Below are 15,515 nucleotides of genomic sequence, written 5' to 3'. Positions count from 1 at the left end.
CCTTTCCTGCAAGCTTATTATCCAAATTTCACTTCTGTTTGACTTGAACTATCGTGTCCCGTTAGTCATCGTAGAATCCGTCAGGCTGGGAGAGGAAGGTCGATGAACTATGGTGCCATAGAGCCCATCCGTTAGTCTGACTCCAACGACCACGGCGCATGACAGATTGTTACTCCCTTTTGGGAAGCACTCATGGGAGCAGCGAGGCTTACGATTCAACTCGAGTTTTCCCTAATCTTCAATAAGTGATATTTTTCCTTCTTCAATTCTAAATACTGACTTCCCTTTCTGTTGCATCTTATCTCCTGTTTTAAATCCGTTCGGCAAATCAACGGCTGTGCACTTTCTATGCTTGTGTTATTGTTCAACGTAATTATACTCAATGAAACTATCCTGTCCCTTTCGTAGAACCTTAATTAAAAAATGAAGTTCCGTTTTTGTTTTTGTAAAAGGAACTTCGAGCTTTATGTGATTCCATATTGTTTAAAATATACAGCTTGGATATACTGATTTCAAGTTCCGATACTCACTGTTACAGAAACTTTACTTTAGAGGGGATAAGATGAAGCGAAATTGTCGCGTTTTTAATGGACCGTGAATGCATGTCAAAACATTTGAAAATCAATACAGGATTGAGCCATTGGAGGTGCTCTTGTAGTTATGACGATCCAATCCGAACATACATTGGCTACACCTGCGAACGGTAGCATCAAGGAATCGCTTGCTGTAGAAACAGTTCGCTTGGCAACCCTGATTAGTGGCCAAGCTCCATATGATGGTACCTTTAGCCAGCACATTCCTGGTTTGTCCGTGAGCCGTTATTCTCGAGCAAATAAGGACGATGTGAAATCTTTCGACTTGCCCTCAATGCTAATTGTTGCACAAGGGGCTAAGACAGTGACAATAGGGCAAGATGTCTATCCATTTAATCAATCGCAAATACTTATGCTTCCTGTTGCTCTGCCGATTGCTTTGAAGGTCACACATGCTAACCACTTCGAACCTTATCTAAGTGTGAAACTGGTTCTTGACCCTCATAAAATTGCTGAATTAGCCCTCAGGGTATATCCACATGGTGTGCCTGCCGCAACAAAATGGAGCGCCGGTTATATTTTAAGCGCTGATGTAGGAATGATTAACGCTGCATCAAGACTTGTAGAATGCTTGACCAATACCAGCGATGCTAAATTGCTCGGTCCCCTTGTAATGGATGAGATTTTGATACGCGTCCTGCGCAGCCCTATTGGATCTCGGATCGCTGAACTTGGTTTTGCAGGTTCAGAAGCGCATCTAGTTACAAAAGCGGTTGCTTGGCTCCGCAATAATTTCTCCCATCAAATGAAAGTTGCGGAATTGGCTGAAATGGTACATATGAGTGAGTCCACTTTTCGAGTTCACTTTAAGTCGATTACTTCAATGAGTCCATTACAATATCAAAAAGCACTTCGCCTGCATGAAGCGAGACGGTTAATGGTATCCGAATCAATGGACGCAACAACAGCATGCTATCTAGTAGGCTATGCTAGTCCCTCGCAATTCAGTCGAGATTACAGCCGCTTTTTTGGAAGTCCGCCAAAAAGAGACGTTATAGGATTACGTCAACAAGTGACTACTGATTCGAATCTTCCGTTGGAATAGGCAACAAGTGAAGCAGAACAGGCAATCATTGGGATAGGATGTGTTCTAAAATAAACGTAACCTTGTAACCACGAATTCCGATTACGCGTTAATCATTTCGTCGGTTCAAGCAGATTTAATATTCAGAGGAGGATCTCATTATGCGTATTTTTGTAACTGGAGCGACAGGTTTTATCGGCTCTGCCGTTGTAAGTGAATTGTTAAGAGCTGGGCACGAAGTTATTGGCCTGGCTCGCTCGGATGAAGCGGCCAATTCTCTCCTTAAAGTCGGGGCATCTGTACACCGTGGTTCTTTGGATGATCTCGAAAGCCTTAGAAGCGGTGCAGAAGTATCGGATGGTGTCATTCATACTGCCTTCAACCATGACTTTTCTAACATGGCAGATGCTGGACTCACGGACCGACATGCAGTTCAGACTTTCGGTGCAGCGCTTGCCGATTCTGGCCGCCCTTTGGTTGTTACTTCCGTGATTGCTCATCTTGCACCAGGTCGAATTGGCACAGAGGAAGATGCTCCTGATGTCAACACTGCAGGTAAGCACCGCATCGCTTCTGAAGAGGAGGCTCTTTCCTTGGCTTCTAAAGGCGTGCGTGTATCCGTGTTGAGGCTCCCGCCTTCGGTACACGGCGATGGTGACCGTGGCGGTTTTGTTCCGGCATTGATTAATGTCGCTCGGCGTACAGGTGCTTCGGCATATGTGGGTGAAGGTTCAAACCGCTGGTCCGCTGTGCACAGACTGGATGCTGCACGACTTTTCCGTCTGGCACTTGAAACTGCTCCTGCAGGCTCCAAACTGCATGCAATCGGTGAGGAAGGTGTGTCTATTCGCGAGATCGCAGTAGTTATCGGTCGCCGCCTCGATTTGCCAGTAATCAGCAAGTCGATTGAAGCTGCTCCTGGTCACTTTGGTTGGCTGGCGCATTTCGCTTCGCAGAACATTCAGGCTTCGAGTAAGTTGACCCAAGAACTGCTCGGGTGGAAGCCTGAGCATGCAGATCTTCTGCGTGATCTGGAGGGTGAATATTTTAAGAACTAATGTAGAACGTCAAGTTTTGTAGGATCGCCTTACGGCATAGATTTGATAAAAAGAGGTGTTCTTATGAAACAAGCCATATTAGCTAACAATGCCTCAAGAAATTATACCTTCATGACAATCATTTTGTGTTGGTCAGGCATGGTTATCATGTCTAGCTTGTACGTTACCATTCCACTTATTCCTTTGTTCTCGGATGTCTTTGGAGTATCTTCCACGCAGGCTGCAGCTGCAGGCAGCATCTTCTCATTGGGATTTGCGATAGGTTGTCTCATCTATGGTGCAGTATCCGAAAAATATGGTCGTAAAAATGTTATTTTTATCGGATTAATTGTTCTAACCTTCATATCCTTGTTTATTGGCATGGTTCGCGACTTTTCCTGGATAATCGTACTACGTGGATTACAGGGGGCCGCCGCCGCTACGTTCTCTCCTGTTGCACTTGCCTATACTGTTGAAATGTACCCTGCCCAAAAACGGGTGACGGCGATCGGGTTCATTACAACAGGATTTATGGTTGCCGGTATCGTTGGGCAAGTTATGAGCGGAATCATCAGCCAATATTATGGGTGGAATTCTATATTCTATTTGCTGGCAGCGGTTTATTCAATTACTGCTGTTCTGGTTTTAAAATTCCTGCCTAAAGCGGATTTTCATGATGCCAATTCGAGCATCCTGGAACCGATTCGGAACATAAGGAAAGTATTTACCCGTAAGAACCTCCTACTCGCTTATTTAGTGGCGCTTGTTCTTTTGATGTCATTCGTAAGCATGTCGACTGCTTTGGGCACATATTTGAGCGGCTCGACATTTGGGTTAAGCCAACAGGAAATTTTATATGTTCGGTCCGTTGGTGTGATAGGCATGCTGATTTCACCCTTTGCAGGACTGCTTGCTGAGCGTTTCGGCACACTGAAGTTATTGCGTGGAGGATTATTGTTAGCCATACTTGGACTTGCCTCTTTTGGGCTAATCTCAAGCTTAACGTTGCTTGTCGCTATGAGCGTCATCTTTAACGCGGGCATCGCTCTTGTAGGTCCAGCTCTCATAACGCTTGTGGGTCAGTTTGGTGGACAATTGCGTGGCATCGCGGTATCTGTTTATACGTTTATCCTGTTTGCGGGAACGAGTTTAGGGCCAATTATTGCGATTCAGTGTATGAGAACGGACAGCATCTCGCTCACCTTTATTTTGTTGGCACTTGTGTTGGGCATCGGATTTGGGGCCGCTTGCCTGATTCGTAACGAAACTCCCAAAGAGGTTGTAAGCTGATGGAGTACAAATTTTGAAAGAGATCAAAGAAAGAGGGTGTCCCAAAAGCCATGAAAATGGCAAGGGGCACCCTCTGTGATTCATCTTTCAAAACCGCTTCTTATACACCTTCATTGCAAAGAAATAGGCTACTAGCAAGATCGCTACGCACCATGCAAGAGCGGTCCATAAATCATTGCCCACTGGCTGGCCTGACAACAATGCGCGGATGGCTTCGACAATGGAGGTCACCGGCTGATTTTCAGCGAAGGTACGAACGAGTGAAGGCATCGACTCGGTCGGCACAAACGCCGAACTGATAAACGGCAGGAAGATGATCGGGTAGGAGAAGGCGCTTGCGCCATCCACCGATTTTGCTGTCAATCCGGCAATAGCAGCAACCCAGGTTAAAGCCAACGTAAACAGCATGAGTATGCCGATTACCGAAAGCCAGTCTAGTATCCCGGCCGAGGAACGAAAGCCCATAATCAACGCTACGAGAATGATGACAACAACCGATATGGCGTTGGATACCAGAGAGGTCAGTACATGACCCCACAGTAAGGTAGAACGTGAAATCGGCATGGAGTGGAATCTCTCGAATATACCTCGTTGCACGTCGGTAAACAGACGGAAAGCTGTGTAGGAGATCCCAGAAGCAATAGCAATCAGCAGTATGCCAGGCAACAGGTAATTCACATAGTTATCCGTTCCGGTTTGAATGGCGCCGCCAAACACGTAAACGAATAATAGCATAAACGCAATGGGCATAACGGTAACCGTGATAATGGTGTCCATACTGCGAGAAATATGGCGCATGGAACGTCCGAGCATCACACCCAAATCGTTAAAAAAATGTTTGTTTACTGTCTCCATTTATGCTCCCTCCTTCTTGCCGATAATGGAGAGGAATATCTCCTCCAATGACGGCTGTTTCTCCACGTACTCCACCTTTGTCGACGGGAATAGCTTTTTCAGCTCCGAAAGCGTGCCACTGGCAATGATCTTCCCCTTGTGTAGAATGGCAATCCGGTCGGCGAGCTGTTCTGCTTCTTCCAAATACTGCGTGGTGAGGAATACCGTAGTTCCGCTGCCTGCAAGATCCTTCACAATCTTCCAAACCTCGATTCGCGCCTCGGGGTCAAGGCCCGTGGTCGGCTCGTCGAGGAAAATGATCTGCGGTTTCCCAACAAGGCTCAAGGCAATGTCGAGCCTCCGGCGCATACCGCCCGAATAGGTAGACACCCTGCGATCGGCGGCTTCTGTCAATCCGAAACGTTTCAGCAAATCATCCGCAACCTGACGTGGGTGGTCGAGGTATCGTAACTTGGCAATCATGATTAGGTTCTCCCGTCCGGTCAGCAATTCGTCCACGGCGGCATATTGTCCGGTCAAACTGATCGCCTGCCGAACATGGTCAGGTTTGGACGCAACATCGAAACCATTTATTAGTGCGGTCCCACTGTCTTGTTTAAGCAGCGTGGTGAGAATTTTGACAACCGTTGTCTTGCCCGCCCCATTAGAGCCTAGCAGTGCAAAGATACTGCCCTTCTCCACCTCGAAATCTACACCCTTAAGGACTTGAAGCTCTTTGTAAGACTTTTGCAATCCCTTCACTTGTATTGACTTATTTTGCATCTTCTCTCCTCCTTATCTAACAATAACTTTCGATAGATCGGCTTCCATGCCTTTGAGCGCTGCATATGTCAACTTATCCATCACTGCGTCGTCAAAGCAGATCGTCTGGATGGCACGATAATATTTTTTGAATAATGTAAACCCCGGATGGAAAGACACATTCTTTAATGTCGAGCCTCTAAACGTAACTTCGTTCAATGCCGACTTCTCAAACTTGACGCCAATAAAGGTTTGCCCGTCAAAACACTGACCTGTAAGATCGGAATATTTGAATTCCACGCCTTCAAAAATACAATTAGCGAATATTGTTTTTCTAAGGTCTGTCGTGTTCAGCTTTACATCCGTTAATTTAACATCTAGAAATTTTGCGTGGTCTAGACCGGACGAGCTGTAGTTGGTGCGCACTAGAATTGATTTATTGAAGCTCGTATCCGAAAGGTCCAGAGCAGAAAAGTTGCAGTCGGTGAGGTTTGCGCCATCGAAATTGGCTTCACGCACATCGCTGCCCGCAAACGTGCTGCCGGTCAAGTCTGCGTTCGAAAAGTCGGATCCTCGCAGCGCGCTCCCTGAAAATTCCCCTTTATGCGCAATTACGCCGGCAAAATCACTCTTTAGCAGATTGCTTGCGCTAAAGTTGGTCACCACTTGACGTTCCAACGATCGGGAGAGGTTAGAAACCTCCTGTACCGTTTGCTCGATATCGCCAATGCTATCGATGGTCATCTCGAAAGCTGTTTCATCGTCCTTTCCCTCTTCTATAAGTTCACGGAACCGTTCCTGCAGATCGGAGTGCAGATCCGTCTTCAATTCCTCGACGCTTTTTACCCCATCGTATGGTGCAAAAACTCCGTTCAGATAGTTGGTCAATTTCTGATTCAAAACATCCACTCTCCTTATAATAAATTTTCAAGGACGCGCTTTGCGTACTCCCAGTTGTTTTTGTTGCGGGCGTAAGATTCCGTGCCCTTCTCGGTTATTCGAAAATACTTACGCCGGCCGCCTTGCGATTCATCACCCCAATACCATTCGATATCACCTTCCACCTCAAGACGTCGAACGCTGGAGTACATGGTTGCTTCCTTTAGTTCATATTCACCGCCAGAGCGCTCCGCAATCAACTTGACAATTTCGTACCCATAGCGGTCAGCTTCGGATAGTAGTCGCAAAATCATCGTATCAGTATGTCCGCGCAGCAGGTCGGATGTAATTTTATTCTCACTCATTTAATCACCCCGCAACTGTATAATACGACATACTACTATGACTGTCAAGGTAATATTTCAAGCAAACTACTCATTTTAAGTTTGGATAATGTGAAATAAAAAATACCCGAGGAGAACGGGTATTGAGTGATCATCGATAGAATTTTAGTGCAGCTTCTCAAGTAACAGTTTTTTAACTTAGCTATGTTGAATCACCCCTTTAGCCCGGGATTGCTGATGCCCTACCAAGGCCTCGTAATCCATAGGCACGCGGGCACTGGCATGCCAGGTATCGCCGTTGTCTGAGGATAAATCTACGAATGCTTCCCAAATATCTTTCCCGTCGTTCTCAGGATCAGGTCCCTCGACAGAAGCAGGTGCGGCTATCACTCCGTTATTTAACAAGACCGGTTTATTCTTGACGGGTCCTCGCCCTCCGCGATTGTCCCCAGGAACCAGTTCCCGGGCTTCGCTCCACGTATGCCCGTCATCCGTTGACACTCTGACACGTGTGAACCAATCCGATATTTCGTGGCCTACTTTGTAAAATAGGAATATACGTTTATCGATGCCCTGGAATAAAACGGGATTCCAATGGGCAATTCCTTCCTCATCGGCAATGCAGACAGGATTTGTCCAGCCATCTGTCAGCCGTCTGGATAGCCAAATAGCCACATCGCTATTTTTCTCTGCCTTACCTCCGAACCAAGAAACCAACACCTCGTTATTGTCCAAGGCAACAAGTGTGGAAGCATGGCAGCTTGCTAAGGAACGTTTTCCTCGAAAATAAACTCTTTTTGCGTTTTCTGCGTCGATCTCATTTTCATAAAAGGTCACCTCATCCTTTGGGCAAGTTGTTTATCTGCTACATATTTATGATAAAGCAGGATGAACGACACTTATAGGTGAGAACGATGCTCTTTTTTGGTAAATCGATATGATTTTTTTATGGTTCTCCCAATCTTTCCTAAACTTCCATTCGTGAATTCTGTGGATACTATAACATCACCCTCTGCAACAGTTGTGTCTGCATCTGCAGCCATTCAACCGGCATCGCCACAGTCCACGGCCCCCTCCGCTGACAAAAAGCTGGTCGATGCGCATGTGGCTCGAGCCATTGGTGATGATACATTGGAGGTCAGCATCAAAGAAAAAAAGAAACGGTTCGAATGATTCTGGTCGATACACCCGAGACTAACAAACTGTCTGATCAAAACCGTTGTGAAAAGGAAGAGAACTTTAATAGTCCCGCTTCCGCGGACCATCTTTATGATGAAAGTAATTTCGTTCTTGAAAAAAGAAAAGCACCTCGGTACGATGGGAGTACAAACGGGTCATAGCCCATAAAATCCTATCATCAAGGAGGACGCTCTATCACTCAAAATTATGGACTTTTCGTTTCAACAGCCTTTCTCTTATGAATAAACTCGAGTGCAGATTGATTTTCTATAATCGTTCCCTGCTCCATCATAATGAAACGGTCGGCGACTTTTCTAGCCAGGCTCAAGTTATGCGTAATAAAAATAAGTGAAAAGCCTTTTTCGTTCTGCAATCGCTTCAATAAACGCATCACATTGGCCTGTGTCGAAGGATCAAGCATCGTGTGAATTTCATCGGCAATTAACAGCTTTGGTTGCAAAATCAGGGATCTCGCTATGGCGACGCGCTGGAGCTGCCCTCCGCTCAATTCGCTGCATTTTTGGTCAAGAAAGCCTTCATGATTTGGCAATTGCACCTGTTGCAGCAAAAGCTTCACTTGCTCTAAACGGTTTGCCTGAGATCCTTGTTTGAGCACATCCAGCGGTTCCTGAATGGCCTGCTTGACCCTAAAGGAAGGACTAATTGCTGAATAGGGATCCTGCAAAACCATCTGGATACCGTGCATTTTTGCTGAAACTTGCTGCATTTTTACTGGTTCATTTTCAAAAAGAATTTCGCCGCAATCCGGGAGTAATAATCCTGCCAACATCAGGCCAAGCGTCGATTTGCCGGAACCGGACTGACCGATTAGCGCCACAGCTTCACCCGCACGGATAGAAATCGAGCAGTTATGGCAAGCAGTGCGCTTCCCAAACCTTTTGCTCACTTTGTTTGCCTGCAACAACGTTACAATACCACCGCGTAAACAGGAGACACGATGATTATCCTCACCGCAATCTTGCAGTTCAGGTCGTTCTGTTGCACATCGTTCGATCGCTTGCGTGCAGCGATTGTAAAACGTACAGCCACCATGGACAGGGGGCAGGCGCAGCGATGGAATGCCCCATAAGTCAAGATAGGGATTCAGTTCCGGAGAAGACTGAATTAGCCCAAGGGTATAAGGATGTTGTGGTTCTTGCAATAAGTCGCTTGTATGCCCCTCTTCCATCACCTGACCCTGATCAAGCACGATTAACTTGTCTGTCAGGCTTTGAATGACTGGGAATTCATGCGAAATGACCAAAAGTGCAAATCTGAATTGTCGCTGCAGCGTATCGATCAAGGTTATGATCTCTTGCTTAAGCTGTGTATCCATAGCGGTTGTAGGTTCATCGAGAATCACCAACTGCGGTTCGCAGGCCAGCGCCATAGCGAGCAAAAAACGCTGCCGCATGCCGCCGGAAAGCTGGTGCGGATACATGCCCATAATGTCCTCTTCTAGTTGGACCAACCGTATGTAATCGGCCGCTACGGCATACGCTGCTTTCTTATCCATACTCTTGTGCTTGATCAAAGGTTCTACGATTTGTTGCGATAGTGTTAAAACAGGATTTAAAACGTGCAATCCGTTTTGAAACATGAGTGCAGCCTGATTCCAGCGAATGCGATTGCGCTCGGATTCTTTTAGCCTCAAGAAAGAAACCCCATCATAGCAAATGTCACCACTGTGGATATGTTCATCTCGGATCAAGCCCATCAATGCTCGGGCGACTGTCGTTTTTCCACTGCCGGATTCGCCGATAAGACCAAGTCGCTCACCAGCGCGAAGCGTGAAGGACAGATCGTAAATCGCCCTTTGCCGATTAGCTTGGGACGGGTAAGCGATTTTCAAATGTTGAACGGCGACTGAAAACATCGAGGCCTCCTTATTCGCGGACAAAGTCCGACTTTTTCTCCAACTCCCGGGTAAGGAGAGCAAGAGAGAGTACAAATAATAACAGAGCAGCCAAAGGTGAAACCACCCACCACTTCCAAAACGGCGTGTAATAGATGCTTTTAAATTGCACTGCATGATGCAAAATCAATCCCCAGCTTCTGGATAGCGGATCGCCCAAACCGAGATAGGATAAGCTGGCTTCAGCAATCACAGCGTGATTCACCAAGCGCATGCAGCTTACCAACATTAAAGGTGTCAGTGACGGCAGAAAATGATGCGTAATGATATGCCACAATGAAGCACCATAACTGCGGGACAACCACACATAAGGCTCTTCCTTGAGTGCGAGAGCTTTAGCTCGAACCAGACGAGCCGGTGTCATCCACGTAAAGAGGGATAAAATCAATAAAATATTGAACTGGCTGGGCCCGAAAAATGCGCCGCATACAATCATAATCGGCAAGGAAGGCAATGCCAGCGCCGCATCAGCCAATCGCATGATAAGCCGATCCAGCCAACCACCCTTATACCCTGACAGCATGCCAAGCAGCGCTCCACCAATACCGGCCAAGCATGCTGTGCCTAGCCCGATAAGCAGACTGGTTCGTGTTCCTTGAACCAATTGGGCCCACAAATCAATTCCTAAATCGTCGCTGCCCAGCCAATGCGTTCTGTCAGGCGGCTGGAGAGCTTTGGTGGAGGGCTCATATGTGGAATGTAAGGACAATAGATTGGCGAAAACGGCTACGAAAATATACAAGAGGAAAACAAGCAACGCCAGCTTACCGCTCATCGATAGGCGGTTTAAAAACCTGAGGATGCTCATGTGGCGCTCACCCTCGGGTCCAGTTTTCTTAGAACAAAATCTGCGAACGCATTCATCGACAGCACCAGCAACGAAAACATCAGAAAAATTCCCTGAATAACCGGATAGTCGCGCAGCATGACCGCTTCTTGCATAAACAGGCCAATACCGGGATAGCGAAAAACATTCTCAACCAAAATAGCACCGCCTAACGCGGTACCCAAGCTGAGAAAAACTCGGGTTACGATAGGCGGAAGCGCGTTGCGAAAGGCATGACGGAATATAATAGTCGACGGGTTTAACCCCTTTGCTCTTGCGGTTGTTAAGTAAACTTTATCCAGCACTGACAGCATGCTGCTACGCGAATATAGATAGGATGCGCCGACCCTCGAGAAAGACAACGTCAAAACTGGAAGCGCTGCATGATGCACCCGATCCGCCGCAAGCTCCACCCAACTCGAAAATGATTGGTAATAGCTTTTTCCGCCTGAAAGCGGAAACCAGTCCAAGGTGGCAGACAACCAGAAGAGGAGGAGGACGCCAAATATAAAACCGGGAATTTCGGCTAACAGGACAAATACGATATACATGGACTGATCCATTGCTTTTCTATGCTGCCAGGCCGACAGACAGCCCAAGACGGAACCGATAACCGTACTGATCACAAGCGCTGCAGCTACCATCGATAGCGTCCAGCCAATTCGATCCATGATCATCGGCAGCACGGCTTTCTTATAAAATAGACTGTATCCCCAATCACCATGAAAAAGACCGCCAATGTAGGTCACAAATTGGATTGGAAGCGGCTTGTCAAGCCCGTAGAACGCATAGTAGAGTGACAGTTGTTCTTCCGTATAGGAAACCGAGGTCGAGCCGTCCTCCGTATTGAGCATTAGAAACGGATCCCCTGGCATTAACCGTGGGATCGCAAAATTGATCATCACGAGAAGCAGCAAGGCCAATAAAAAATGCAGTATTTTTTTAATAAATCGCGAAGATACGAACATCGCTCCACTACTTTCTGGTTAAATAAGTCAGCTTGCTGTGTTGGGCGTAATGGTGATCATACATGTACATCCAGCCGTCAAATTTGTTCGGACGAAACACAAAATACGATTTCTGGTTAAACAACGTGAGTGCAGGGACTTCTTCCGCAATCTGTTCTTGTAGTTGGTTGATGATTTCATGACGCTTGTTCTCATCCGGTTCCACCATTTGCTTGGCCGCCAGTTGATTGATTGCTTCATTCTTATAACCGATCGTTCCTGAAGAGCCTTGACTGTTTGGATTCGTAGCAAAAGTCATGCGCAATAGATCCGGGTCCCCTCCCCAGCCGCCTGTCACACTCAAGGTTAACTCATAGTTTCCGCTACGAGCCATTTCATCGTTTGTTTTCGTATCATACGTTTGAACGTTGAGCACAATCCCGGCTTTTTTCAGACTGATTTTGATCAGTTCGGCGGTCCGCACGGTTTGTTCCGTATTCGGGATGTTCAGTTTAAACGTAAGCTCCTTGCCGTTAAGCAGTTGTTTCGCTTTGGCCGGATCAAACGGATAGGGTTTGATCTTGTTGTTGTAGTAAGGATGTTCTTGAGGCAAATATCCGGCGCTTCCCGGTATTCCCGCACCCCGAAGCACTTTCTCCACCAAGTCCGCCTGATCAATCGCATAGGCAAATGCCTGGCGGACGGCTTTGTCTTTCAATTCAGGCCGCTTTTCCATATTAAAGTTGAGACGCACTCCATGAAATGGTGGGTTTTGGATCACGCGATATTCCGGGTTATTTTGAAAGCGGGACAACACATCCGGAGTAATTTCTGCGATGTCAAGTTCTCCCTTTTCAAAAGCCAATACCGGTTCGCTGACCGGAACTTGTTCGATGACATCGACACGAGGTTTTGGACCCCAATAAGGGTCAAACGCCTTGAAGCGATATGTCCCTTGTCCGCCATTGTAATCATCAAGCGTGTAAGGGCCTGATCCTACAAGCGCTTTTGGATCCGTCATCGAGACTGGATTATCAACACCTTCCCAAATATGCTTCGGGATAATTTTCATGGAAAATCCAATTTTCTCCAAGTATGAGGCGTTGGGTTGCTTGACGGTAATTCGCACCTGGTTTTTTCCGACGATTTCTACTTTTTCCACAAACGTTTCTTTTCCTTCGACAAGCATATTGCGGACAGGGGGGTGTTTCAAATAATAGTCATAGGAAAACTTGACATCTTCTGCCGTTAATAGGGTGCCATCATGCCAGTGTACATTGTCACGGATCGTAAATAAATAGGATTTTCCGCCTTTTTCGATTTTCCAATCGGTGGCCAGCCACGGAATCAGACCCTTCTCGTCCTTTTCCAGAAGTCCGTCAAACAGCAAATACATATTGTACAAACCCGGACCTCGTGTGGAATGGGTAAACGGAGACGGGAGACCGTAGTCGCCGCCCGCCAAACGGATGACAAGCGGGGCAGCTTGGCTTACTGTATTCACGTCCGAGGCAGGCACTTTTTGGGAGCAAGCTGATAGTACAATAGCAAAGAAAAAAAGAACGATGATCTTAACGGATTTCAATTTGAATCCCTCCAGTCTATAAAGTCACAAGAATATGGCCAAATCGTGTTGCGGTCTGTATCGGCACCGAATTCGGATATTTCTCTGCTACGTAGCTTTGTACCTTTTGTTTCGTGTCGGCAACAATCGGGATACGATGAACGGGCAGTAATTTCATGATGGATTCCAACGCCTCCTCAGGCGACATCAGAACGTCACGTTGTTCTTCGAACACGCGAAACTCGAATTGATATTGACGGGCATAGAGTATATTCAGCATGTAGACGATATCCAAACGCATGTCTGGCTGTTCTCCTCCCATCAGCAACGGCCATAACTCACGTATGAGGTTATGCTCCCTTTTTCCAGCATACATGCTTAGAAAGCAATACTTTCGGGCGCATTGCAACGCCTTTTCGAGATATTGCCAACTGCTGATGGCCGGGCACATGGAGGCGAATACGAGATCAAAGGCCTGGTTCCAGCCTTCACGATCGACATGAATGTCTTCCCATAATGCCTCCTTTCCGTCGATGACGACGCCGTGGCTGTGTGCATTTTGCTGCAGCAGTTCGAGCATCGCCGAAGAAGGATCAAGCGCCGTCACCTGAGCCGAACGCAGGGCAAAAGGGACGGCAAAAGCTCCAGGACCGGAACCGATGTCCAGTACCGTGGCGCCCTCGAAACTTACGCCAAGCTGCTCCAGCCATTGAATGATCGGCTCTGTCCGTTTTTTTCCCGCATCTCCAAGGACGTTCCCGGCAAAAGATTGCGCTCGGTTATTCCACATAGTGATCGCTAGATCCCCGTGTTGTTTTTGCGTGTGTTGCCAGACTTGATCCCACGAGGAGCAATCCTTAATATTGACAGTTAACATAGTACTCACCTCATTATTGTATTAACTAGTATTTCAAAACTATATCCACGAAACCTATCAAACTTCTCCAACCAAGGTAACTGAGAGCAGAATTCCTCCTTTTTTTCTGACGATTGGCATGTAGTTTTTTAAACTCCCCTAATTGAAAATGATTATCATTCCTATTGGTATCTTACTTGAAAACATATCTATGATCCAATGCATTTTATGTAATAATATCATTGATTTAAAGGAATGAGCGGTGGATGCGACATGTATCGGAGTTCTATAAGGGGCTCATAAATGCGTAAAAAAGCATGCGGCAAAATCACCGCATACTCAGAATGTCGAGACACCTCGACAGTATTTATTATGGATTAGTGGTACATCATGATTACATTGTCTCTTTGGATATCGACCCAAAATATTCTAATACTACATTACGGAATTCCTGAGCAATCCGCGAAATGTATCTACTCTTGTGCCATAACAAAGCAATCTCCCGGACCAACTCGTGGTCCTCTAATTTGAGATAACAGATATGTTCCTGTGGATTTCTTGCTGTACTTGGTATAAAAGCTATGCCAATTTCTGCTTCCACAAGAGCGGTTAGCCTAGCAGGTTCATCTCCCTCATATACGTATTTAGGTGCAAATCCAACCGATTTGCACATAGAGTCCACTAGATCGCGAGTACCGTAGCCTTTTTTTACACCGACAAACCATTCATCCTTTAATTCTGCCAAGGATACGTTGCTTTGTTCTGCCAGACGATGCCCTTTGGGAACAGCTACTAGAATCGGGTCTAAGTACACGATTTGGCATTCAATGTCGTCCCCTTGTATTGAAGGCGAAGACAAGCAAAAATCGACCTCTCCTCTATGAAGAAGCGTAACCATTTCCTGTGTTGTCAGCATTTGTACATGAAATTGAACATTGGGGCGCTTTTTCCGAAACTCTCGAAGGATATTTGGCAGCTTGCTTGCGGCGGTCACCGCCAATTCGAGTGTGCCATATTCCGGGCTGGATAAATCACTAAGCTCCTGCTTCCCCTGCTCCAATTCAAACAAAGCTCTTTCTGCACGGTGAAGGAATCTTTTTCCGTACTCATTCAATCGCAGCTTCCTCCCTATTCGATTGAATAGGGGGACCCCTAAATCCTCCTCCAAGCGTTGGATCGTTTTGCTTAGTGACGATTGCGTAACGTGCAGACTTTGCGCAGCTTCGGTCACATGCTCCAATCGAGCTAATGTAAGAAAATATCGTAGTTGAAGTAGTTCCATATCGCACTCTCCATTCATTCCTTCGTGTCACTGAAATCATAACATAAAATGCATTGGAATGAATAATTCGTATCGAGTAAGATAACATCGCTAAAGCCAACCTCTGAAATGCTAAGGGTTTGCTCACTCAAAATCCTTTTTGAATGCTTCTTCCCGCTATTTGCCTTACTCGATCCAATTCCC

General features: G+C 46.4%; 15 protein-coding genes. 4 read left to right on the top strand and 11 right to left on the bottom strand.

Features of this window, described 5'->3' with window-relative positions:
* Nucleotides 1-660 precede the first annotated feature (660 nt).
* From OB236_RS11755 to OB236_RS11745, 3 genes are all read left to right on the top strand, one after another.
* On the top strand, nucleotides 661-1,638 hold the full coding sequence (locus OB236_RS11755; protein WP_262684175.1) for an AraC family transcriptional regulator: 978 nt from the start codon (nucleotides 661-663) through the stop codon (nucleotides 1,636-1,638).
* 140 nt (nucleotides 1,639-1,778) lie between these two features.
* On the top strand, nucleotides 1,779-2,675 hold the full coding sequence (locus OB236_RS11750; protein WP_262684174.1) for an SDR family oxidoreductase: 897 nt from the start codon (nucleotides 1,779-1,781) through the stop codon (nucleotides 2,673-2,675).
* Nucleotides 2,676-2,738: 63 nt separating this feature from the next.
* A complete protein-coding gene (locus OB236_RS11745) occupies nucleotides 2,739-3,944 on the top strand; it encodes an MFS transporter (protein WP_262684173.1) in 1,206 nt (401 codons plus the stop codon).
* An 87-nt stretch (nucleotides 3,945-4,031) separates the two neighbouring features.
* On the opposite strand, the gene OB236_RS11740 is transcribed toward OB236_RS11745, so the two are convergent.
* From OB236_RS11740 to OB236_RS11720, 5 genes are all read right to left on the bottom strand, one after another.
* A complete protein-coding gene (locus OB236_RS11740; RefSeq protein ID WP_262684172.1) occupies nucleotides 4,032-4,799 on the bottom strand; it encodes an ABC transporter permease in 768 nt (255 codons plus the stop codon).
* Nucleotides 4,800-5,561 (bottom strand): ABC transporter ATP-binding protein, encoded by a 762-nt coding sequence (locus OB236_RS11735; RefSeq protein WP_262684171.1) that lies wholly within the window; start codon nucleotides 5,559-5,561, stop codon nucleotides 4,800-4,802.
* Nucleotides 5,562-5,573: 12 nt separating this feature from the next.
* On the bottom strand, nucleotides 5,574-6,440 hold the full coding sequence (locus OB236_RS11730; RefSeq protein ID WP_076234442.1) for a pentapeptide repeat-containing protein: 867 nt from the start codon (nucleotides 6,438-6,440) through the stop codon (nucleotides 5,574-5,576).
* 14 nt (nucleotides 6,441-6,454) lie between these two features.
* On the bottom strand, nucleotides 6,455-6,784 hold the full coding sequence (locus tag OB236_RS11725; protein WP_076234441.1) for a PadR family transcriptional regulator: 330 nt from the start codon (nucleotides 6,782-6,784) through the stop codon (nucleotides 6,455-6,457).
* A gap of 177 nt (nucleotides 6,785-6,961) precedes the next feature.
* Complete coding sequence (locus OB236_RS11720; protein ID WP_262684170.1) at nucleotides 6,962-7,600, bottom strand: exo-alpha-sialidase; 639 nt, start codon at nucleotides 7,598-7,600, stop codon at nucleotides 6,962-6,964.
* Between the two features lie 153 nt (nucleotides 7,601-7,753).
* Between OB236_RS11720 and OB236_RS11715 the strand changes: the two genes are divergently transcribed.
* Complete coding sequence (locus OB236_RS11715) at nucleotides 7,754-7,936, top strand: hypothetical protein (RefSeq protein WP_262684169.1); 183 nt, start codon at nucleotides 7,754-7,756, stop codon at nucleotides 7,934-7,936.
* 211 nt (nucleotides 7,937-8,147) lie between these two features.
* Here the strand turns inward: OB236_RS11715 and OB236_RS11710 are convergent, their stop codons facing one another.
* The 6 genes from OB236_RS11710 to OB236_RS11685 form a co-directional block, all read right to left on the bottom strand.
* The gene (locus OB236_RS11710) at nucleotides 8,148-9,818 is read right to left on the bottom strand and encodes an ABC transporter ATP-binding protein (RefSeq protein ID WP_262684168.1); all 1,671 of its coding nucleotides are present in this window, start codon (nucleotides 9,816-9,818) and stop codon (nucleotides 8,148-8,150) included.
* A 10-nt stretch (nucleotides 9,819-9,828) separates the two neighbouring features.
* The gene (locus OB236_RS11705; RefSeq protein ID WP_262684167.1) at nucleotides 9,829-10,665 is read right to left on the bottom strand and encodes an ABC transporter permease; all 837 of its coding nucleotides are present in this window, start codon (nucleotides 10,663-10,665) and stop codon (nucleotides 9,829-9,831) included.
* Complete coding sequence (locus OB236_RS11700) at nucleotides 10,662-11,651, bottom strand: ABC transporter permease (RefSeq protein ID WP_262684166.1); 990 nt, start codon at nucleotides 11,649-11,651, stop codon at nucleotides 10,662-10,664. Before OB236_RS11700 ends, OB236_RS11705 begins: the two co-directional genes overlap by 4 nt.
* 7 nt (nucleotides 11,652-11,658) lie before the next feature.
* On the bottom strand, nucleotides 11,659-13,215 hold the full coding sequence (locus tag OB236_RS11695) for an ABC transporter substrate-binding protein (RefSeq protein WP_262684165.1): 1,557 nt from the start codon (nucleotides 13,213-13,215) through the stop codon (nucleotides 11,659-11,661).
* Between the two features lie 16 nt (nucleotides 13,216-13,231).
* A complete protein-coding gene (locus OB236_RS11690) occupies nucleotides 13,232-14,071 on the bottom strand; it encodes a class I SAM-dependent methyltransferase (RefSeq protein WP_262684164.1) in 840 nt (279 codons plus the stop codon).
* Between the two features lie 373 nt (nucleotides 14,072-14,444).
* Complete coding sequence (locus tag OB236_RS11685) at nucleotides 14,445-15,332, bottom strand: LysR family transcriptional regulator (RefSeq protein ID WP_262684163.1); 888 nt, start codon at nucleotides 15,330-15,332, stop codon at nucleotides 14,445-14,447.
* Nucleotides 15,333-15,515: the final 183 nt, after the last annotated feature.

The sequence above is a fragment of the Paenibacillus baimaensis genome, from assembly GCF_025567575.1.
This window is presented reverse-complemented; position numbering and strand designations above follow the sequence as displayed.